This is a genomic window from Gemmatimonadota bacterium, from assembly GCA_040388625.1.
Lineage (GTDB): Bacteria > Gemmatimonadota > Gemmatimonadetes > Gemmatimonadales > Gemmatimonadaceae > Fen-1247.
In genome coordinates, this window is sequence record JAZKBK010000003.1 from 318,857 (window position 1) to 340,469 (window position 21,613).

20 protein-coding genes are annotated in these 21,613 nt (G+C 62.1%); 7 read left to right on the forward strand and 13 right to left on the reverse strand.

Translation table 11 applies throughout. From position 1 onward, the window contains the following. Positions 1 to 6 precede the first annotated feature (6 nt). From V4529_07030 to V4529_07050, 5 genes are all read right to left on the reverse strand, one after another. Positions 7 to 1,044: an FTR1 family protein gene (locus V4529_07030; protein MES2358082.1), complete on the reverse strand. Its 1,038-nt coding sequence runs from the start codon at positions 1,042 to 1,044 to the stop codon at positions 7 to 9. Further along, positions 1,037 to 1,675 carry a response regulator transcription factor gene (locus V4529_07035; GenBank protein ID MES2358083.1) on the reverse strand — a complete coding sequence of 213 codons (639 nt, stop codon included), beginning with the start codon at positions 1,673 to 1,675 and terminating at the stop codon, positions 1,037 to 1,039. Before V4529_07035 ends, V4529_07030 begins: the two co-directional genes overlap by 8 nt. Then, positions 1,672 to 3,492 carry a sensor histidine kinase gene (locus tag V4529_07040; GenBank protein MES2358084.1) on the reverse strand — a complete coding sequence of 607 codons (1,821 nt, stop codon included), beginning with the start codon at positions 3,490 to 3,492 and terminating at the stop codon, positions 1,672 to 1,674. The genes V4529_07035 and V4529_07040 overlap by 4 nt, the downstream gene beginning before the upstream one ends. A gap of 140 nt (positions 3,493 to 3,632) precedes the next feature. After that, the gene (locus tag V4529_07045) at positions 3,633 to 4,160 is read right to left on the reverse strand and encodes an acyl-CoA thioesterase (protein ID MES2358085.1); all 528 of its coding nucleotides are present in this window, start codon (positions 4,158 to 4,160) and stop codon (positions 3,633 to 3,635) included. Next, positions 4,153 to 5,082: a hypothetical protein gene (locus tag V4529_07050; protein ID MES2358086.1), complete on the reverse strand. Its 930-nt coding sequence runs from the start codon at positions 5,080 to 5,082 to the stop codon at positions 4,153 to 4,155. Before V4529_07050 ends, V4529_07045 begins: the two co-directional genes overlap by 8 nt. 81 nt (positions 5,083 to 5,163) lie before the next feature. Between V4529_07050 and V4529_07055 the strand changes: the two genes are divergently transcribed. Together V4529_07055 and V4529_07060 are read left to right on the forward strand one after the other, a co-directional pair. Further along, positions 5,164 to 6,390: a putative glycoside hydrolase gene (locus tag V4529_07055; protein ID MES2358087.1), complete on the forward strand. Its 1,227-nt coding sequence runs from the start codon at positions 5,164 to 5,166 to the stop codon at positions 6,388 to 6,390. 12 nt (positions 6,391 to 6,402) lie between these two features. Continuing rightward, positions 6,403 to 6,660, forward strand: coding sequence for a heavy-metal-associated domain-containing protein (locus V4529_07060; GenBank protein MES2358088.1), 258 nt, complete (start codon positions 6,403 to 6,405; stop codon positions 6,658 to 6,660). Here the strand turns inward: V4529_07060 and V4529_07065 are convergent. Continuing rightward, positions 6,657 to 7,385 carry an SURF1 family protein gene (locus V4529_07065; GenBank protein MES2358089.1) on the reverse strand — a complete coding sequence of 243 codons (729 nt, stop codon included), beginning with the start codon at positions 7,383 to 7,385 and terminating at the stop codon, positions 6,657 to 6,659. The genes V4529_07060 and V4529_07065 overlap by 4 nt on opposite strands. 67 nt (positions 7,386 to 7,452) lie before the next feature. Next, the gene (locus V4529_07070) at positions 7,453 to 8,262 is read right to left on the reverse strand and encodes a DUF72 domain-containing protein (GenBank protein MES2358090.1); all 810 of its coding nucleotides are present in this window, start codon (positions 8,260 to 8,262) and stop codon (positions 7,453 to 7,455) included. A gap of 133 nt (positions 8,263 to 8,395) precedes the next feature. Here V4529_07070 and V4529_07075 point away from each other — a divergent pair, with 133 nt between their 5' ends. Beyond that, the gene (locus V4529_07075) at positions 8,396 to 8,977 is read left to right on the forward strand and encodes a hypothetical protein (GenBank protein ID MES2358091.1); all 582 of its coding nucleotides are present in this window, start codon (positions 8,396 to 8,398) and stop codon (positions 8,975 to 8,977) included. Positions 8,978 to 9,040: 63 nt separating this feature from the next. Here V4529_07075 and V4529_07080 read toward each other — a convergent pair whose 3' ends face one another. Genes V4529_07080 through V4529_07090 form a run of 3 tightly spaced genes read right to left on the reverse strand, consistent with a single transcriptional unit; the run spans position 9,041 to position 10,833 of the window. After that, the gene (locus tag V4529_07080; protein MES2358092.1) at positions 9,041 to 9,397 is read right to left on the reverse strand and encodes a rhodanese-like domain-containing protein; all 357 of its coding nucleotides are present in this window, start codon (positions 9,395 to 9,397) and stop codon (positions 9,041 to 9,043) included. Next, positions 9,394 to 10,320, reverse strand: a complete 927-nt coding sequence (locus tag V4529_07085) for an LD-carboxypeptidase (protein ID MES2358093.1) — start codon at positions 10,318 to 10,320, stop codon at positions 9,394 to 9,396. Before V4529_07085 ends, V4529_07080 begins: the two co-directional genes overlap by 4 nt. A 36-nt stretch (positions 10,321 to 10,356) precedes the next feature. Further along, positions 10,357 to 10,833: a hypothetical protein gene (locus V4529_07090; GenBank protein MES2358094.1), complete on the reverse strand. Its 477-nt coding sequence runs from the start codon at positions 10,831 to 10,833 to the stop codon at positions 10,357 to 10,359. Between V4529_07090 and V4529_07095 the strand changes: the two genes are divergently transcribed. Next, positions 10,812 to 12,170, forward strand: coding sequence for a glycosyltransferase family 2 protein (locus V4529_07095; protein ID MES2358095.1), 1,359 nt, complete (start codon positions 10,812 to 10,814; stop codon positions 12,168 to 12,170). The genes V4529_07090 and V4529_07095 overlap by 22 nt on opposite strands. A 10-nt stretch (positions 12,171 to 12,180) precedes the next feature. Here the strand turns inward: V4529_07095 and V4529_07100 are convergent, their stop codons facing one another. Genes V4529_07100 through V4529_07110 form a run of 3 tightly spaced genes read right to left on the reverse strand, consistent with a single transcriptional unit; the run spans position 12,181 to position 15,086 of the window. Next, complete coding sequence (locus V4529_07100) at positions 12,181 to 12,561, reverse strand: hypothetical protein (GenBank protein ID MES2358096.1); 381 nt, start codon at positions 12,559 to 12,561, stop codon at positions 12,181 to 12,183. 51 nt (positions 12,562 to 12,612) lie between these two features. After that, positions 12,613 to 14,631: a DUF3857 domain-containing transglutaminase family protein gene (locus tag V4529_07105; protein MES2358097.1), complete on the reverse strand. Its 2,019-nt coding sequence runs from the start codon at positions 14,629 to 14,631 to the stop codon at positions 12,613 to 12,615. A 47-nt stretch (positions 14,632 to 14,678) separates the two neighbouring features. After that, entirely contained in the window at positions 14,679 to 15,086 is a 408-nt protein-coding gene (locus V4529_07110) for a hypothetical protein (GenBank protein MES2358098.1), read from the reverse strand. Between the two features lie 330 nt (positions 15,087 to 15,416). Here V4529_07110 and V4529_07115 point away from each other — a divergent pair, with 330 nt between their 5' ends. From V4529_07115 to V4529_07125, 3 genes are all read left to right on the forward strand, one after another. Further along, positions 15,417 to 18,575 carry an N-6 DNA methylase gene (locus V4529_07115; GenBank protein MES2358099.1) on the forward strand — a complete coding sequence of 1,053 codons (3,159 nt, stop codon included), beginning with the start codon at positions 15,417 to 15,419 and terminating at the stop codon, positions 18,573 to 18,575. Beyond that, positions 18,556 to 20,841: a DEAD/DEAH box helicase gene (locus tag V4529_07120; protein MES2358100.1), complete on the forward strand. Its 2,286-nt coding sequence runs from the start codon at positions 18,556 to 18,558 to the stop codon at positions 20,839 to 20,841. The genes V4529_07115 and V4529_07120 overlap by 20 nt, the downstream gene beginning before the upstream one ends. A gap of 62 nt (positions 20,842 to 20,903) precedes the next feature. Further along, positions 20,904 to 21,611: an HAD-IA family hydrolase gene (locus V4529_07125; GenBank protein ID MES2358101.1), complete on the forward strand. Its 708-nt coding sequence runs from the start codon at positions 20,904 to 20,906 to the stop codon at positions 21,609 to 21,611. Positions 21,612 to 21,613 lie beyond the last annotated feature (2 nt).

The following is a 21,613-nucleotide window of genomic DNA, read 5'->3' on the forward strand; positions in this document are numbered from 1 at the left end:
CCGAATCTAATCGGCGGTGTTGTGGGGTTGTAGCAAGCCGAGGCCGACGTCGTGTTGCACCGCTGCGGTGCGCTGCCGCGAGAGCTGGACCTCGACGACCGCGTACGACCCCAATACCAGAACCGCGGCAATCGCCTGCGCGACAAGCGTCTCGACCGTCGGGAAGATGGCGAACCACAGGCCCATCCACGGGCGAATGATTCCCTCGAGAGCTGGAATCGGAGTCGTTCCGATCCAGTGCGCCATTTGCATCTCCTGCGCCTGCTCGCCAACCATGACGAGCAGCACGACTCCAAGCAGCGCGCCAGTGAGTACAAGCATGCGCTTGTACGGCAGCTTGCGATGCGCGACGAACGTCAGCACCGCCACGATGCTGGCGAAGATGAGACCGACGATCACACCGTTCAGCACCGCGTGACCGCCCAGCTTGAGCCGGTAGTTCTGCAGGAAAAGAACCACCTCGAAGCCCTCGCGATACAGCGACGTGAATCCAAGCGCCGCAAGGCCCCACGCAACACGCGCGCGCGATTCGCCGCGATCGGCGCTCTTGAGCAACGCGCGCTTCTTCTTGGTATGCAGCGAGATCCAGCCGGACCAGTAGAACTTGTGAAAGAACCAGTTCATCACGATGAGAAGCACGATTATCGCGATCAGTCCTGTCGCCGCCTGCAGGTCGAGCGCTGGCACGCTATCCTCGATGCTGTCGAGAATGCCGACGACGATTCGCCACGTCACCAACGTCGCGACGAACGCGACCGCGGCGCCGAGCGTTATGGGCCTTCGATACAACTTGCTGTCGCCCACCATGCTCGCAGTTATCGCGGACAGCACGAGAATGCATTCGAGACCCTCGCGGAAGACGAGCACCGCAATGTCGATCGACGCCGCGGTCGAGCTGTGGTCGAGCGCAGGGTTGGGATTCCCTCCCCGACTCACGCCCTGCCAGATCAGCAACGCAATGACGGCAAGAGCGCCGGCGATCCAGGCAATGCGGGGTCCGATGCGCCGTGCCGGAAGGGTGGATTCCTCTGAACGTTCAATCATCTGTAAGATGGTGCTCTATCACGTAACGTGTCTGGCCAGCGACCGACGAGATGCCCAGTTTGCGCGCGATGCTCTCACGGTGGGTCTCGACCGTTCGGTGACTGATTCCGAGATCCGCCGCGATCTCCTTGTTGGTTCCGCCAGCGGCGACACGCACGAGCACCTGCCGCTCGCGCCTGGTAATTGGCGACTCGGTTTGTTTAATGGCTGTAACACGCGGCCGCGCCAGCTCGGGACTGAAGAACGTCTCACCAGCCATCACGGCGCGAACTGCAGCGCGCAGATCCGTCGCTGCGCTGTCCTTCAACAGGTAGCCGTGAGTACCGGCGCGCACGCTCTCCGCAATGTATTCCGCATCGTCGTGCATGCTCAACATCAGAATGCGCGTGTTCTCCAGATCACGCCGTAGTTCGGCGAGCACGCCAAGCCCCGATCCACCGGGCATGGAAACGTCGAGTATTATCACATCCGGACGTTGCTCTCGTGCAAGCCGCAACGCGGACGGTCCATCAGTGGCCTCGGCGACCACCGCAACACCAGGCATCGATTCGAGAATGTGCCTGATCCCCGCCCGCACCACCGCGTGATCGTCGGCTACGAGAACCGTTATCTCCTGCGTCACTGCTGTCACGCGATGACACCCACGTCCAGCGGCAGACTCGCGGCGAGCCGAGCGCCTCCGCCTGGATTGTCGCAGAGCTCGACGGTGCCGCCCAGTGAGGCGAATCGCTCCCGCATTCCGATGAGTCCCATGCCGGAGTGTACCGCACCGCCGCGCTCGGATGGAAGTCCGCGTCCATCGTCGATGACGGTCAAGCTGACGCTGCCGTCGTTGCAACGGAGCGCTATGTGGACGACCGATGCGCCGGCATGACGGCCGATGTTCGACAACGCCTCCTGAAGGGCGCGATAGAACGCGAGATCCGCACCGTCTTCGAGTGCAGGAAACTCCTGCGCTGGTGGAAGATCGAGACGCACTTCCGTGCCGGATCGTTGCGCGAATGCCGTCGCGACGGATCGCAGCGCGGGTACCAGTCCCAGATCGTCGAGCAGAGAGGGCCGCAGATCGTGAATCACTGCGCGGATACTGCGTATGCCGGCATCGGTCAGCGCGAGTGCTTCGTCCACGCGGCCTGCGTCGGACGCGGGAACGACGTCGCGGAGAATCGCGAGCTCCATCTTCACGGCGGACAGGAGCTGCGCAGTTTCATCGTGCAGCTCGCGCGACAGCCTGCGCCGTTCATCTTCCTGCTGCAACACCATGCGTGTCGAGAGGCGCTCGAGGTCGGCTGTGCGTTGCTGCAGCGCGCCGTACAGGCGCGAATTTTCGAGAGTGCCGCTCATCTGGCGGCCGAGCGCGGTGAGAAAATTCGCGTCGAGCGCTGCGAATGGAACGTGATCTTCCGCGACAATCACGAGCGCGCTGCCACCGCCTTCCGAGCCGCGCTCCTCCACGGGCAGCACTGCTGCAAACGGAAAGGCGAGCCCGTCGCCGATTGCATCCGCGACAGCGCTCCACTCCGGCGCGATGAACGCGCGTTGAGAACCAGCCGCGACACGCGACAGCAGCTCGGCCTGCGACCCCGTTGGCGTCGTTCCACTCCAACCCTCGCACGCACCGACGCCGAGCTCGAAATACCCGGCACGTACCGGGTCGAGCCGGAATACCGCTGCACCGCTCACCGCCGGCACTGAAACGATCCGCTGAAGAACCGTCGCGACAACGCGCTCACGCGATGACGATGCGGCCGACATCAGATCGGACGAGAGAGTGCCGAGCGTACCGACACCGCGACGCAGGTCGTCGGTGACGAGCAGAAGAATCCCCGCACCGACGGTGATCGTGAGGAGCACATCGACGTAGTATCCCCACGGTAGCCACGCGCCGTACGCGCGCAGCAAGGGATAGTCGAGATGATGTACGCCCCACACGAAGAACGCCGCGGCGAGTACAGTCGCGCCGGTCGAGCGGGTGCTGCGTGCGTAGCGATAGAACACGACTCCGGTCCACAGTGTCGCGCACGACAGGAACAGCACCATCGGGACCGAAGCGAGTGTATACGCTCCGAGATGGTAGACTGCGAAGTAGGACCAGACTGGTGGGAACAGAACCGCGATTATGTGCCAGCGTCGTCGCCGGAATCTGCCCGAGAATACCAGCGCGGTCGCGAGCACGGCGAGCGCCGTCCACCCGGTGAAGACCTGATGCCAGTAGAGCAGTACCGATTCGCGCGTGAAAATGAACGCGCCGATCGCCGCGAGTCGCACGACATACAGTCCCCACGCAAGGGACCACCACGCGAACACCGGCTTGCGGTACTCGCGGTACTGCCATGCGCAGACCACCATGAGCCCGAGTGTGACCGAAATCTGCAATAGCACGGCCGCCAGTTCGGCGCCTGCTGCGGCAAATGCTGGGCTGGACTCCGGCGACCAACTCTGGATCATCGACCTCGACTGAGAGAAAACTTACCCGAACAATTCTCTCGGTATTATAAAGCCGGTGATGTCTCCGGCAAAGTCACAAATGTGGTTATGAGGCCAAGGTCATCGGCCCTGGATCCCCGGCTTCGGCGAGGATGACGGCCTTAGTTCCGTTCCGCCAGCATCTGCTCCCGGCGCCTTGCCGCGATGCCGTGCAGGTGATGATCGGTCTCGGTCTCCAGAATCAGCGGCGGAACCGGCGCCGGCTTGCCGTCATCGCCCAGATGGACGAAGGTCAGCCAGCACTCGTTGGTGTGGCGGCGGCCGCCGGTTCTCAAATCCTCGGCGTACACATCTGCCACGACTGACATCGACGTTCGGCCGACGTGAGCGACGTGGGACCGGATCTCGACCAGCTCGCCGACCAGAATCGGCTCCTTGAACAGAATCCGCTCGACCGACAGCGTCGTCGCCTGGCCGCCGGAGTGTTTCATCGCCGACAGCGCAGCGCACTTGTCGACCATGCTCATCACCACTCCTCCAAAGATCGACGGCGTGCGCAGACCGTTCGCCTGGCTCGGCATCATCAGGTCCGCGATGATCGCTTCGGATTCGCGCGGGGTCTTCCCCTTCATCTGTCTTCCGTTTGTTGGTGGTGCGGCCTGGATCGCCACGCCCGAGCCATCAGACATGACGGGCAGTCCTTGCTCGCGACGCAGGACGCGCGGGGTGCACATACCGCACGTATTTCACTGTCTCGTCGTAAGCCGCCGCCGAGTTGAACGCGCGAACGAGAGCGCGACGGGTGGCGGAGTCGATCGGGGGATTGTCCAGCCAGTAGATGCGCGGATGCGCACTGACTGTAAATAGCGGCCAGGAGCGCTGTGACTTGTCGCGCAGGGAGATCGATACCGATCCATCGGCGACGCCACGAGCGTAAAGCGCGTAGTTCTTGCGAATCCAGCTGTGCGGCACCGAACGAACGACGTTGGAATCATCCGCCGCTGAATCGCGCTGCATGTCGCTGGGGGTTGCTGCGGCACCGGTCCGGAGATCGACTGCGGTATGTACGGTGTCATGCATATCACCTGCGGGCATCTCGTAGAACGTGCGGTGCTCCAGGAGCGCGTACGGGCCGCGCACTTCCAGCACGTCCGTCTCGCCTGAAGCGGAGATGGAGGGGTCCTGCGGTGTCTCATCCTGAGGCCCGAGTGGAGTAGCATCGGGATATGCGCGAGCGTGATGGGCCGCCATCGTCACGATGGCCGTATCGTCGTACACCAGTGTCGAGTCGTTCGACTGGAGGTCGCGCACGTAGACGCGCTCACCGGTGAACACAGCGTCGTCGAACGATCGGTCGACATCGGTTATGAACACCTCGTGGAAGCGCCCGCCGAAGTGCGCGAGGGTCATGGGCACGGCCTTGACATGGATTCCCGTCGCACCGCTGTGTACCCAGAAGGCCGAATCGGCTGTTGCAACCAGAAATTCGGCATCTGGCGGATCTGGCGCGTGCGCTTTGCAGCCCATGAATCCCGCGGCCAGCACCAGCGCGAGCATGGGAAACGGGGCCGATCCGGGCCGGAGGAAGCGAATGCGTGCGTGCCGTAACATCGCGCTGAATATACTCTGAGCGCCGTCCACGCCGTAGATTTCCCGAGCCGATCCCCCCTGTCTCGCGCCACACTGTACCGCATGCGCCTTCTCGCTCTTCTCCTTATTCCGACGCTTGCCTGCGAGCAGGCTGCATCGGGAACGCCGGCTCCTTCGCGTCACGCCGCGACCACCGCGACGACGACTGCGACGGTCGCAAGGGTGGAGGCCGACACGGCGCCGCCCGCTCTCACGGGATACGCGGAAGCGATGTCGCTGCAAAAAGAACCGCGTCCGATTCGCGCGTTGTACATCAACCGGTTCGCGGCGCAGAGCAGTGCGAAGATGCGGCACCTGATCGCCATAGCGGATTCGACGGAGATCAATGCATTCGTCATCGACATCAAGGACGAGTTCGGGCTCAACTGGCACTCATCCGACCCGTTGCTGCAACGCAATGAAGGGAGTATGAACAAGGTCGCGAATCTCCCGGCGCTGGTAGATACGCTCCGCGCGCACGGGATTCTTCCGATCGCGCGGATGGTGGTCTTCAAGGATTCGGTTGCTGCTCGCAACAATCCGGACCATGTGATTCGGAAGGCCGACGGCACTCCATGGCGCGACAAGAAGGGAGTCACATGGGTGAATCCGTACTCGCGCGCGATATGGGATTACAATTTTCGCGTGGCCGATGAAGCCGTGAAGATGGGTTTCGGCGAGATACAGTTCGATTACGTACGCTTCCCGGAGCCGTACAAGTCGCTACCACCGCAGGTCTTTCCCGAGGCTGCGGGCCGCAGCAAGGCCGACGCGCTGAACGATCTTCTCAAGACCGCGCAAGCACGGTACAGGAAGATGGGCGTGCGTATGACGGCAGACATATTCGGGCTCGTCACCACGGTGCAGGGTCCGCTCGAAGTGGGCCAGGACTGGGAGAAAATATCTCCTGTTGTGGACATCGTACTACCGATGGTGTATCCGTCACTCTACCCGCGCGGGTCGTTCGGAATCCGCATCCCGAATGCCGAGCCGCACAGGACAATCTTCATAGCTATCACGAGTGCGCGAACGCGCGACGCCAAGCTCGGCATCACCACTCCGGAACATGTACGCCCGTGGCTACAGGCCTTCACGCTTGGTGCGCCACCTTACGGACCGGCGGAGCTCGAGGCGGAGAAGCAGGCTGTGTACGATGCGGGCTACGACGGATGGGTGCTGTGGAATCCGGGCTCCAAGTACGACGAATTCCTTCCCGCGCTCGCGAAGAAGTTCGAGTCCCGCAAAAAGTCGCCGCCGCTGCCACTCCCACCGAAGACGCCGCTTGACTAAGTTGCGTTCAGCATGAGAACGGTTGTAACCATCGCTGGGATGCGCGGAGATCACTGCAAGCGCGCGCTCTTCACCGCACTGACACCGATCGCGGGAATTCGATCTGCCGACGTTGCGCTGGGCCGCATCACCGTCGAACATGACGGGACGGTGACCGAGCAGGAATTGCGCGACGCCATCTCAGTCACCGGCTATGTCATCGCCGACGTTGTCGAAGAGCGTCGCGTGCTGCCGGTAATGGATCCGTCACTGGAAGCGCACGGAATCTAGCGTTCGTTCGGAAACCGCTGCGACGGCGGAACGCGCAGGAAGAAGTACATCCCCACCACCGCGATTATCGCGAACGAGAACCACTGAATCGCGTAGCTCCTGTGCGGACCCTCATCCAGCGGTGGCGGCGGAACGCGCGGTGGTATGTTCCCGTTCGCAGCGGTGCTTCCCTCCAGCACGATAACAAAGGGGTAAAGGGGATACGGCACACGCGACTTGAGCGCGCCCAGGTCCAGCCAGCGGAACGAATCGGGTCGTCCAGGCAAAACCGGAGATCCTGGAAGCGCCCTGAAGAGCGGACGCGCGTAGCCCGTGAAATTCACCGAATCGCCCTCCCGCCAGCGCGACAGATCTACAGTCAGACCGTCGGGCGCATAGACCCAACCTCTGTTCACGAGTACAGCCGTGTCGGTTCCGGCAATGTGGAGCGGCGTGACGATGTTGATACCGGGAGAGCCGAGCCGCGTTCGATCCGCGATCTTGATCTCGTGGGCGTAGTCGTACGCACCATGCAGTGTTACGCGACGGTAGTGCAGCGCTGCCGAATCATGCGTCAGCTGCCGAACGGGAATCGGCGGCTTGGCCAGGCGCGCAACTACCTCGGCGTTCTGGGCGCGCCGTTGCGCCAGTCGCCGAAGCTGCCAGAAGCCGAGCGATGTGGTGAGTATCACAAACGCGACGGCAAGCACTGACAGGACATAATCGCGAACTGGGCGATGCATCATCTTTCGAAGGTAGTAGCGCGGCACGACGCCCGCACGGTGGGTTGAATCGGACCGGCGTGAACTACGTTCACAGGAGGCGCATCTGCTCGCCCAGCATGTCCGGGTCTATGGATTGCTGACCCAGCATCTCCTGAAGATCGCGCGCAGAGCGAGGGGCGTGACCGGCGAAATAATTGCTCATGTATCCGTAAATGTCGGTAACGCTGTCGGGAACGAATTCGATCGCGTCGACCCACTTTCGCAATTCGGGCGTGCGATCCACCTGAATGCGTGAGTGATCGACGAGAAATCTGTTGGGCCCCATCCATCTGATATAGTGGAACGCGGCCGTCGGCCGTGCCAGCAGCTCGATCATCCAGCGGCGTGGGATCCACGACCCATCCACGAGCGCGACCGCAATCCCGTAGTCGCGCAGAAATGCGAGCACGCCGGGCGTCATCCAGCCACGCGCGCGGAATTCGATCGCAACGCGAATGTCGCGCGGCACACGCGGAACGAAATCGACCAGCGCGGGAAGCTCTTCCGGTCCGAAGTCAGGGCCGAGCTGCACCAGTACAGGGCCGAGTTTCTCGCGCAATTCGCGCGCTCGATCGAAGAAGATGTCGATGGTACCATCGACGTCGCGCAGCCGCGCCTCATGCGTTACAGTTTGCGGGAATTTGAGCGCGAAGATGAAATCCGCTGGCGTGCGGTCGTACCAGCCGCGCACTGTTGTCGACGGCGGTACTGCGTAGAATGTCGAATCGACTTCGACGGTCGCGAACGCACGAGCGTAGGTCGGAAGAAAATCCGCCGGCCGCGTTCCGTCCGGATAGAACACACCGGCCCACGCAGAGTAGTTCCATCCCTGTGTTCCGATGTGGAGCGTTGTCGCCATACATTGAATCGGTAGAGTAATCGAATCGCTGTCAAGATGAACACACGTCGTGTGGCATCCACCTTGCCCCTCATGTCTGCATATCGGTGTCCCGCGTGGCAGACGATCGGACGCCATTCCCATTGGAGGCAGTATGGATACCAGAAAGGACAACCCGGATAAGCACAGCTCCGTTCCGAAGAGCCCGTCCCGAATCGCAGGTGACGAAATTGGCGAAGCTGCTGGCGGCATCTCCGGCGTCGTGGTGGGCGCGGCAATCGGGTCGGTCGGTGGCCCGGTTGGCACGCTCATCGGCGGTATTGCGGGCGCGGTCGGCGGATGGTGGGCGGGGCATGCAGTGGCCGAAGCTGCCCAGGAATACACAGTCGGCGACGATGCAGTTTATCGCAACCACTACGACAACTCGCCAGACCGGCTCGCAGATCGGGATTACGAATCCGTAAGTCCCGCCTATCGGTTGGGCCATCTCGCGGCGCGCAATCCGGACTATCGTGGCCGTCCGTTCGACGACATCGAGGACGAGCTGCGCCGCGGCTGGGACGGTGGTGCGAGACAGACGTACGGCGAATGGAATACCGTACGCGGCTATGTCAGGGACGCGTACGATCGCAGCGCGAGCGCGAGCGAACAGCAGCGTCTTCGCGACGAAGCAAACAACGCAGCGAACGAAGCCGACAGGCGCCTGGAAGAGTCAGGCGACATGAACATCTTCTAGAGCGGAGTATACGAAGGCCAGGCACATTCGTCATTCCCGCGAAAGCGGGAATGACAATCGCTGTCAGTCCTCTATCTCGCCGCCGCCCTCGGCCCATCCGCGGAATCCGCCCTTGAGCGACGTGACATGCTGATATCCCATTTGCTGCAGCGTATCGGCGGCGAGCGCCGAGCGTGATCCGCCGGCGCAGTACACGACGATGTTCTTGTCGCGATCTAGAACGTCTTCGATCTTCCCTTCGAGCTGACCGCGCGGAACATGAATCGCGCCTGGTACGTGCCCGAGATTCCACTCGTTCGGCTCGCGTACGTCCAGGAAGAAAGTGCCGGGCTTCTGCCTCTCCATGATCGCGTTCGCCGCATCGATTTCCTTTATTCGCGCCTTTGCTTCTGCAACGAGATCATTTCCGCTTTTCGTCATGACTGCTCCACGTTGAGGGTTAGTGCATCTGTGTCGAGCGTCGCGATTGCGCCGAGCGGAATCGTCCACTGATCGTCGACATGTCCCATCGGTATTCCAGCGATGCACGGAATGTCCAAAGTGCTTGCAAATTCCGCGAGCACGTCATCGAGTGTACGTGACTGACGCGTGTCACCGGGTGATTCGTCCGCATCACAGGATGTGCAATATCCAAATGCGATTCCAGCAAGCCCGGACAGCTCGCCCGCGAGCGAAAGCTGCGTGAGCATGCGGTCGATGCGGTACAGCCCTTCGTTGGTGTCTTCGATTACCAGAATCGCACCGTCGAGATCCGGGAAATATGGCGTACCTGCGAGAGAAGAGATCAGGGAAAGATTTCCCCCCGCAAGTCTTCCGCGTGCGCGGCCGGCGCGAATCGCCCGGGCGCCAGGCGCGGCGCCACACGGATCTTCACCCTGAACCAGTGCACGCTCGAATGAAGTGCGCGCAAACGGCGTGAGCGGCGTGCGCGCGTTGGGTGAATGATAAGTAATGATCTCGCACGCACGGCCCATCGCCGCATGCAATCCGGAGATGTCGGAGTATCCCATGATTGGCTTGGGATGTCTGCGCGCCGCGTCATAGTCGAGATGCTCCAGGATGCGCATCACACCGTAACCGCCGCGCAGACACCAGATTGCGTCGACGGAATCATCGCGCAACGCAGCGTTCATGTCCGCAATGCGATCTGCGTCCTTCGCAGCAAAATAGCTGTAGCGCGCAAGAACATGCTCACCAACTGTCGTTTCCCAGCCGAACGAGCGAGCAGTCGCGAGAGCTGTCTCTACATCGCCGCGATCCTTCAATGGGCCGGATGGTGCAACGAACGCTACCCTGGCGCCCGCGCCTGTCGTTTGAACGTGTGAAAAGCCGCGAATTGGCATGTGAATATTTGAGTGCGAGTTGGCGAACACCCGACGTTACAAGACTAATCTGGCACATGCGTTGCCGGTTTTCACAGCGAAGGAAAAACAACTTCTCGGTATCACGGAGGAATCTTTTATGGCCGGCAGAGATAAACATGATAATAATCCGAGCGAGTCGAACAACAGTTCTCGCAAATCCAAACCAAAGGTCAGCTCGAACGGCGGAATGAACGCCTCGACTGGTTCGACGCAGGACAGGCAGTCAAGCATGGGCGGTTCGCAGGGAACCATGGACGAAGCTCGCGAGCGGGACCAGGCTCGTGACCAGGCGGGGAGAAACGCATCCTCCAGTAGCTCCCGTGACGAGGGCGGATACGGCGCCGATTCAGGATATAGCGACGCATCATCACGAAGCTCCGGCAGGCAGGGGCCGAACGACGAGAACGCCCGTCGGGCGAGTAATCCTTCCAGCAGTGCTTCACATGATGCATCCGGCACGCGGTCGCCGAGTGACAGCAGCTCTTCAGGCACGCGCGATTCCGGAAATGATGCGTCACGTCGCGGTACTGGCGGCTCCGGCAGCGGCCGGACCTGATTATCCGGCTGTCGAAATCCACGAGAGGCGCGCCGACATCGGCGCGCCTCTCGTGCGTTCAGGGACGGGATGCGAATACCTTTCGCCCATGCCGGCAATGAACCCTTCCTTCGCGGCCACCATCGCCGCGACGACCCCGTGGATCCTCACGCCGATAATCGCTTCTCTGCGCATGGCGCGCTCCACATCCCTCGACGCCGAATCGGTGCAACCACCAGCCGATCCGCCGCGTGTTTCCGTGATAGTTCCCGCACGCAACGAGTCTCGAAACATCGCGGCGTGCCTCCAGTCGATCCTCGCCTCGTCATACCCAAAGCTGAAAGTGATTGCAGTCAACGATCACTCGACCGACGACACTGCGGTGATCGCTCGCGCCATCGTGTCGACGGATCCACGCCTTACGGTGCTGGACAACCCCGATCTGCCGGCGGACTGGTTCGGCAAGCAATGGGCCTGCCAGACCGGCGCCGACGCGGCGTCAGGCGAGATACTCGTGTTCATGGACGCGGACGCGCGTGCCGCGCCTGACCTGATCGTACGATCCGTGAACGGCATGCTCCGAACCCACGCCGATTTCTATTCCGTGCTCGGGCGCCAGGAAATGATCACCTTCTGGGAGCGTCTGCTTCAGATGCAGGTCTTCACCGTACTGGTAACCCGGTTCGGCGGGACCGAGATCGTCAACCGTTCCAGGAGCGCATCCGCGAAGATCGCGAACGGCCAGTATCTCATGGTGCACCGCGCAACCTACGACGAATTTGGCGGACATGGACTCGTGCGCGGATACGTCGCAGAGGACCTGATGCTCGCCCAGCGCTACTTCGAGCTGGGGAAAAAGACGGTGCTGGTCGAGGGTATCGATCAGCTATCGACGCGCATGTACACATCGCTCGCGGAGCTGATGGGCGGTTGGCGCAAGAATCTCTTTGCCGGCGGCCGTCATTCCATGCCGTTCGGGGGCCGCGCTGCCTGGCTCGCGCCACTGTTGCTACCGCTCCCATTCCTCATGCAGCTGGCGCCACCGCTGCTGCTTGTCGTCGCCGTCGTGTTCCGAATTCCTGCGCTCGAGCTATGGGGCGCCATTACGACAGCGGTCACGCTGCTCACATGGCTCGCCTACTATCGCGTCGCCCGCGTACCGATGCTGTACGCGCTGCTCTTTCCCCTCGGCGCAGGAGTGACTCTTTACATCACGCTTTCTGCAGTATTACGCGGCAGTCGCGTAGAGTGGAAGGGACGCGAGTACCAGAGCGTACATCCAGCGAACCCGTGATGCGTACCGTCTACTTGCCGCGCTGACCCGACTTGGCCGAGGTGGCCTGCGGCTTGGGACGCGGAGCAGAAACGTTGACCGTCCGCGATTTGGCCTGCGGAGCTGCGTTGGGAACCCCTCCCGCCTTTGGGCGCGATGGCTTCCGTGAGAAATCAGGAATCTCGCGTGTCGATTTCTTTTTCATATAGCCCCCAGAGTGTGATGGCTCGGCTTCCGGAGACCGGACGCCGAACATCTCCGCCTTCTCCCGAAACGTAAACGTCTTGCCACACTGGGTGCAGACGTAGCTTCCCGTGCGCTTCCCCAGATCGTACTCCTTCGCCAGCGCAGGATGCTTACAGGGTCTGTCGCCCCATTCCTGTTTGATCGCCGCTGCCCGCTTTTTCTGCATGAATGTAAGATAAGCAGCGATGGCCGCTCCGCGGACCGCTCGGCGGGCCGCTCAGCGCGCTCCCTTGTCGATCACGATCAGCTTCGCATCGTCCGTCGCGATCTTGCGCATCCACTCGAGCATGGTCTTGAGTTGATCCGGAGCATAGTCACCCCCTGCACCGGTGATCGTTCGCTTCAGCACCAGGTCGCGGCCTGACTGTGTGTACTCGCTGTGGTACTTGCCGAACTCGCTCGACGCATCTACATCGGCCGGTAGTTGAGCGCGCCATCCTTCCGGCATCGTGAGGCGGAATTCCATCGTCGTCACACCGTACCCGAAGATCTTGTCCGCCGCTATCGGAAACAGCCTCGGTCCGGCTGTTTCTATTTCCTGCGCTGCGGAGGAAAATCCGCTCATCGTGCCGAACGGATTGGTGAGAATCACGTTCGTCCCTGCCATCGATGCAGCTCGTCCATTTCGAACGATCACCGACATCCTCGGTTTCGCCGCAAGATCCTTCCCGACGAATCCGGTAAGACTGTCGCCCTGTGCGCCATCGAAAATGTTGCCCGCAATGGCGTTGGCCGCCTTGGCCCGTTGAACGGAATCCAGCGGGTTCTCGAAAGCGTTCCGCAACGAATACTGACGCGCGCCGAGTCCGCTCTCTTCGTACCGCCCTGTGAACTGCCCGTCGACCGAAAGCGTACCGACGATGCGACGCGAACCGGAATTATTTGCAATGGACGCCTTCGGGAACGTTATCTCCTCGATGTTCCCATCCGGATGAACGACCATCCCGAATGCTCCCTGATAATCGAACGGCAGCTCACCGAGCGGCGTGAGCGATGCGGTGAGATCGGCAAATTCGTACGTCGTCGCGCCAGGCAGTTTGAAAGCCGCGATTACGTGGTCGAGCTGCGCGATGGATGGCATGCTTCGCTGCACGCCTCCACTCGAATTCAGAATTACAGGATACGCTGTGATCCCCAATCGCTTGAGAGCGACAATGAAGAGCGTAGCCTTGTCCTTGCAATCCCCGAATCCGGTGCGTACCACCTCGTCGGGCGACCTCGGCTGATAGCCGCCCAATCCAAGCGCGATGCTGACGTACCGAATGTCCTGCGCCACCCAGCGATGCACCGCACGGATGGAATCATCCAGCGTCCGGGCGCCTTTGACAGCCTGCGTGATGGCGGAATCGACCGCTGGCGAAGTCACGTATCGGTCGCGCGCATTTCCAGCGTACCACTTACCAATCGCCGCCCATGTGATCGGCGATGATACCATGACGGACATGTACACGCCGTTCGAATCCGACTCGAACGCTTCGGACTTGATGCTCTTGATGTTGCTGGTCGCCCACGTATAGACGTGGCGTCCGTTCGCCGACTTCTCCGTACGCGCGAAGTTGAGATTGTCCTCGCGGATGCGTGGTGTGAAGCCGGCGGGAACATCGACCACATAACGCGAACGTATCACCTGCGCTCCGCTGCTCACGTTCCACGAGTCGAAGAAGTCGCCGGGTAGAAACGGCTTCAGCTCCGTCGTCGTGTAGCTCAGATCGACGATCGTGCCGGGTGCTACGCCCGTAAGCGATACCCGTACGACTTTCTGATCCGAATAGGTTGGATCACCGAACTGCGCTGGCACGTCCGACTCCTGCACCTGCGACGGCGCCGCGCTCACGACCGTGCCGTCCGGCTTGACCACGCGAATCCAGTTCAGCGTGAATCGCTGATGTTTGGGGGCATACGAAAACTGCTGCTCTCTATACCGATCGACGGCTTCCGGACGCAATATCTGGATGATCTGCCGGTATGTCGATTCCTCGCGCCCGTCGGGCTCGACGCGCAGCACTCCGTCGTCCAGAAGCAGAACTCCTGATTCTTCAGGAAATTGTTCCGGCTTGACAGCAAGCCGGTAGATCGTGTCGGCGTTGACCGACGGGTCGCCAGCTGACGTGATGTGGGGAGCCTGCGCCAGTGCAAGCGATGATACGAGAGCGAGTGAAATCGCGGCAGTCAGCGTGCGGAAGAGCAAACGGAAGAGCAAGAGGTTCTCCGGGCGTCGCGCACGTGGGTAGCTCATGGCGCTCACGACGCACAATTGAGTGATGATGATACGGAACTGGTGGATTACGTGTTGCTTCCGGCATGTTTCGCCGCTCGCAGCTCCATTCCGCGCGCGATGACGTATGCAATCAGTAGGAACACGAACGCGACGAGCAACATCCATGCAGTGCTCTGCAGCGTTTCGATCACGGTGCGGTACACTTCCAGCGTCCAGCGCTCGGGTGTGAGTACCAGGGGTGCTGCCTTCGGATCTGCCGGATTCACATATTGCTCGAGCGAGAAGATCCTCACTCCACCAGATATTCCCACAACGTACAGCGCGAATATCATGTACCGGTGCCATGCGCCCGCGAGGTCCGGCGCCACGACGCGATCGAGTATCCGCCGGATCGATCGGCTGAATATGAAGGCGACGATGGCCGACACCACGAGCGCTACGGCGAACGTAACCACGAGGAGTGCTAAAAACACTGGCTCAGCGTGATTGCATCAGACATGGGCCGAATTCTCCGTTTGCATGCGTGAGCTTGCGGACCTCGTATTTAAATGTCGGATGCAATGACTCCCGCCGCCAGTTCCCGGCGTGAGTTGCGGCCGCTCTCGCAGCCCGGCCGCCCCGCAAGTTGCCGCCTGGCGTCACGCGATCAATCAGAGCAGCGCCAGCCTGCGCACCAGGTAGATATTTGATCGCGCCCGTCTGGAGCTGCTCGGCCCCGCCATACCGGCGGCACGTACTGTGGCTGAGTGGACTCTCTCACTCACGCCGCACGGATCATTGACGCCACCGCTCACGAGGGTGGCATGGACGCGCTCCTCGCGACTCTGGGCTTCACCGACCGCCCACATCCGCTCGATGCTGCGTCGCGAGATCGACTCGGACTTCCCACCGCAATACTCTCAGCCCGCATAAGCTCTGGCGAGGGATCGTTGCGCGCCCTGAGCGCAGAGATCGAACAGACTGCGAGCGTGCGGGACGTAATAACGGTCATCGCGCGCCAGCTCACGATGCAGGCGCCGCATCTCCTGTGGCTCGTCGTCGTCGGTCATCGCGACGGATCGACATTCGGCATTGCAACGTGGCGCCGCGTTCGCTCCACCCCACAGATCGCCGCGTTGATCTCCGAGCGCGGTAACGTCGTGGACAGTGACGCCGAGACGTTGTGCGCGTTGTCGGCGGCAGCCGCCGCTTACGGTGATGAGATGCGTCACATGCGCTGGCTCGACATACTCGGCCGTGATGCGGTTACGCGCCGGTTCTTTCATGCTCTTGCACATACCATCGACTCGCTCGCCGATTCTCTCCCATCACAGCTACCCGCCGCAGATGCGCGAGAGATCGCGATCCTCACGACGAGCCGCCTTCTCTTCCTTTCGTTTCTCGAAACCAAGGGTTGGCTCAACAGCGACTTCGGCTTTCTCGCCAACGGATTCACCGAGTGTATCGCGAACGGAGGCGCGTATCAGCGCCGCGTACTCGAGCCGCTTTTCTTTGGAACGCTGAACACGCGGGTCTCCGAACGCGCACCGCGATCCCGGGCGTTCGGACGCATCCCGTTCCTCAACGGCGGACTCTTCTCGCGCACGACTGTCGAGCGCATCCACCGCCACTCGCGTTTCTCCGACGACGCACTCGGCGCTCTCTTCGGTGACGTCCTCATTCGATTTCGCTTCACCGCGCGCGAGGACGCAACTACATGGTCCCAGGCCGCCATCGATCCCGAAATGCTCGGCAAGGTCTTCGAATCGCTGATGGAACCCGGCGACCGCAAACGCGGAGGAGTGTTCTACACTCCACAGCGCTTCGTGGAAAGGCTCACCACTCTCGCGTTCGGAGCCGCGCTCGAACGCGGTGGCATGACACGCAGGCAGGCCGAGCTGCTGCTCGATGACCAGACACCGAGAACGGGCCCGAATCCCCGCCTTCTGGAAGACGTGAAGCGACTGCGAATTCTCGACCCCGCCTGCGGCTCCGGCGCATTCCTCGTCTATGCACTCGAACGCGTGGCACGCCTTCGGATCGCGCTCGGTGATGCGGACTCCCCGAGCAATGTGCGACGCTCTGTGCTGCGACAATCGATTTTCGGCGTGGATTCCAGTCCTACAGCAGTATGGCTGTGCGAGTTGCGGCTGTGGTTGTCTGCCGTGATCGACAGCGACGAGCAGGACCCGATGCGTGTCATTCCTCTGCCGAACCTGGATCGCCAGATTCGCGTAGGGAACTCGCTCGCGGACGACGGATTCGCAGATCAGGCTTCGCGCGCTGCCACACCGCGACGCGCATCGGCGCTACGGGATCGATACGCACGATCCAGCGGTCGGAGAAAGCTCTCCCTCGGGAGGCAGCTCGACGTCGTGGAGCGTATGCGTGCAGTTGACGCGATCGACGTCCGCATCACCGCGGCCCGATTCGAGCGAAAGGAGATTGTACGTGCCGTCCGGTCACGTGACCTCTTCGATGTACGAACGCCGCCCGATCCGAAACAGCGCGACAGACTGCTCCAGCTGCGCGCCACCATGCGAGCGTTGCGACGAAAGCGCGCGGCAATCAAGCGCGGCGCGACGCCGGCGTTCGCCTATCCGATACACTTCGCGGATGTCGCCGAGTTGGGCGGATTCGATGTAATCGTCGGCAATCCGCCCTGGGTTCGAGTGCACAACATGCACGTCGACGATCGCGCACGCTATCGGGAGAAATTCAGCGTGTTCCGTCGCGGCGCGTGGTTGGAGGGAGCGCGCAGTGCAAGCGCCGGCCAGGGCTTCGCCGGACAGACTGATCTCGCGGCTCTGTTCGTGGAGCGATCGGTGGACCTGCTCGCGCCCGGTGGCGTCATGGGACTGCTTCTGCCATCCAAGCTGTGGAGCTCGTTGGCGGGCGGTGGCGCGCGCCAGCTCGTGCTCGAACGGACCCGAATCATCGCCATCGGCGATTACTCCAATGCGCCCGACGCATTCGAGGCGGCCGTGTACCCTTCGATGCTTGTTGCAACGCGCATTTCTGAAGACGGAGCGGAACACAACTGTCCCGTACAGGTCAGCGTACAGCATCGCAGCGACATTTCGCACTGGAACGTTGCTGCGGAGAACCTTTCGCTCGATCCTTCCCCGGGGAGTCCGTGGCTGTTGCTCGCCCCTCGGGCTCGCGAGTCATTCGATCGGCTGACAGCCGCCGGCGTTCCGTTGTTTACCACAGCCCTGGGACGACCACACCTCGGCGTCAAGACAGGCTGCAACGACGCATTTGTCGTTCGGGCCGGCGACAATCATGGTGAGGTGACGGACATCGCAGCGGCTGGAAAACGTGGCGAGATCGAGACACATTTGCTTCGGCCGCTCGTCCGGGGAGAAACGCTGACGCGATGGCAGCTCGCTCCGGACGATGAGCGAATCATATGGACCCACGATGACGCCGGCACGCCGTTCCGCGCGCTGCCACCGAACGCGCACCGCTGGCTTGCGCGCTCCCGGCGCGCGCTCGAGCGACGGAGCGACTCGCGCTCGGATCGCTGGTGGTCCCTCTTCCGGGTCGAGAGTGCGTGCGCCAGATCGCCGCGCGTAATCTGGGCGGACTTCGGGCGCGCCCCCAGAGCAGCTGTTCTCGAAGCAGCTGATCCGACAGTCCCTCTCAACACCTGTTACTCCGTGACGTGCAATTGCATGACCGACGCTCTCGCACTCGCGACCATCCTCAACTCACGGATAGCCGCAGCATGGCTCGGCGCAATTGCGGAGCCGGCACGTGGCGGATATCACCGGTATCTCGGCTGGACGATCGCACGATTGCCCGTCCCGTCGGACTGGTCACGCGCCGGGAGACTGCTCGCGCCCGTCGCGGAAGCCGCGCGTGGCGGGAATGAGCCAGCCGACGATGACCTCGATGCTCTCGTGCTGTCCGCGTATGGCTTGAACGAATCTGCCCTCCTGCCGCTTCTCGAGTGGACCCATGCTCGCAACAACGATTGACACGACGCAGCAGGACGCCGAGCCCCGCGTCGTCTCTGTCGCTGATGCACGCACGGCGATCGCTGCATGCATGCTTGGCGACGAACCGCAACAACTTCGCATTGGGGACATCACACTCCACGCACATCAGCGGTCCGCGGTCGCACGCATAAGGCGCACGATATCGGACCACGGCGGTGCGCTTCTCTGTGACGATGTCGGGCTCGGCAAGACGTACGTCGCACTAGCTGTCGCGGCTCGTTACGAAGCAGTGACCGTAATCGCCCCAGCCTCGCTCACGGATATGTGGCTGCATGCCCTCGCCGCGACCCACGTCAGCGCTGAATTCGTCACGATCGAATCACTTGGGCGCACAGGCCCGCCAGTGAGAAGACGCGACCTGATAATCGTCGACGAGGCTCACAACTTCCGGAATATCAGCACGCGTCGCTACTCGGCGCTCGCGCGTCTCTGCATTCTCAGCCGTGTTCTCCTGCTCACTGCGACTCCGCTGCACAATTCGCACGACGACGTCGCGGCACTTGCCGCTCTGTTCATCGGGTCGCGCGCATACACGATGACCGGAGCGGAATTCCTGCCCCTCATGGTGCGGCGCGATTCAGCAGCGCACGCCGGAGAGGGCCCCATACCCGTTGTCGAGCACGCTGCTCCGGTGGTGATCGCGACGGATACAACCATCCTCGACATGATCCTCGCCGTTCCGCCGCCGGTGCCTCCGAGCGACGGCGGCGTCGCGACACGGCTCGTCATGCACGGACTGGTGCGACAGTGGGTATCCAGCAACGCGGCGCTCGTTGGCGCGCTCAAACGCAGGATAGCGCGCTCGCATGGATTGCTCGCGTCTCTCGATACGGGCCGTTATCCCACCGCGGCCGAGCTGTCTGCGTGGGTGTACAGCGACGACGCGGTGCAGCTCGCGTTTGCAGAGTTGCTGGTTCCAGCGACCGCTCCGCTCGCGGCGCTCGGCTCGGCACTACGCGAGCACGTGTCGGCACTCGACGCGCTGCTGGCGCATGCCAGGACTCTCGACGACGCGCTACTCGCCCGATTCGTCCGGGACGTCGTGCGAACGCATCCCGCCGAGAAGGTCGTCGCGTTCTCGTGCTATGCAGAGACCGCTGAAGCGATTTATCGGCTTGTCAAACGGGATGGGCACGCTGCCTTGTTGACCGCCCGCGGAGCGATGATCGCAAGCGGACCAGTCAGCCGCACCGAGGTGCTCGGCCAGTTCGCGCCAGAGGGTCGACACGATCATCTCGACGAGCACGCAACCATCAACTTGCTCGTTGCGACCGATCTGTTGAGCGAGGGCGTGAATCTTCAGGAAGCGTCCGTCGTGATTCACCTTGACCTTCCGTGGACCGCTGCTCGCGTGGAGCAACGCATCGGCCGTCTGGCGCGCATGGGTTCGCGACACCATCGCGTGATGTCATACACTGTGAGTCCCTCAGCACGAGCGGAGATGTTTCTCCATGAGCTGGAGATAATCGCACGCAAGTCGGATTTCGCCGCGCGCATGTTCGGCCACTCGACAATCACCAACCTGTCCGCGCGGCCGAACGACCGAGCGACGATCCAGCGTGGCGAGCATGTGCGCGCAACGATCGAGAAATGGCGACGCAGCGGTGCCGACGTGATCGATCCGGCAAACAGCTCGCGCGTCGTTGCCATGGCGCGCGCGGCCCGCGCTGCCACACTCGGAGTGTGGATCGTCGATGGCACCGCCACGCTGCTCTCATGGGACGAAGTTTCCGGAATTACCGACGACGCTCACGCCGTCGAAGCCGCGACCGATCTCGCAGACCGTGCTGAAGCCGCGGAAGGCACCGAAGACACTGAAGGCGCGGCGTTCCGGCATGAGCTGGCGACGCGTCTGGCGTCGGTGCTTCAGTCTGCCGATTCCTGGTATCAACAGCGCTGCGCCTGGCACGCACTCGGCGCACCAGACGGAAGCGCAACCATTCCAGGGGTCCACGACGCAAGACGAGCCCTCGCGCGCGTCGCAGATGCCGCCAGCGCCAACGCGAACTTTGCGCGACGAGCCCATTTCGCCGCTATCGCCACACGCCTTCGGAGTGCGGCCAGAAAGCCGCTGCCGCTAGCGGTGGAGTGGTCGCTGGAAAGCCTCGCGGATTCCCCCGACGAGGCCGCCGTCGACACCATCCTCGAGCTCGTCGACAGCGCTCGGCGTTTCCCCGACCAGGTCCGTGAAAAGGGCATCCGTCTGGTCGCGCTCATCTTCATGTCGCCAGAGCGGTCGTCATAATGCTTTCGAACGATCGTTCGAGATACGCCCAATCGAAGGTCGCGATCCATTACATTCGCCATATGGCACAACCGAACACAGCTGCGCCCGGAGTGCAGCATCGTACCCGTCCGATCGCCGTCCTTTTCGACCTGGACGGCACCCTCATCGATTCCATCGGCCTCCTGCTTGCCAGCGTCAAGCACGCGTTCGAGGGCTTTACCGGACGATCCCCGACGCAGGAAGAATGGGTCGCCGGAATCGGCACCCCGCTCGCCACCCAGCTCAAAGCCTACTGCGAGACGGACGACCAGCTGGAGGCCATAACGACGCGTTACCGGGTCTTTCAGCGCGCCGCGCACGATCGCCTGACGACGGTCTTCCCCGGAACGCTGGAAACCCTCGGAAGCCTCGCCGCGGCAGGCCATCCAATGGGCATCGTTACGAGCAAGTCCAATGAGATGATGGACCGCGCTCTCGATCTCACAGGCATCGCACCCTACATGCTGTCGAAAATCGGCTGCGACTCCTGCTCCACCCACAAGCCCGATCCATTCCCGGTCCGTATGGCCCTGGGCGAGCTGGGCTACGAGGCGAGCGAGGCGGTTTTCGTCGGTGACTCACCGCACGACGTCAACGCCGGCAATGCAGCAGGTGTGATTTCGATAGCCGCGCTCTGGGGTCCTTTTCGCCGCGACCAGCTCGAGAACGCGAGTCCGACTCATTTCCTGACGGACATAGCCCACCTCCCAGCGCTCGTGGAACGAATCCAGAACCGTTCCGCGGTGTAATA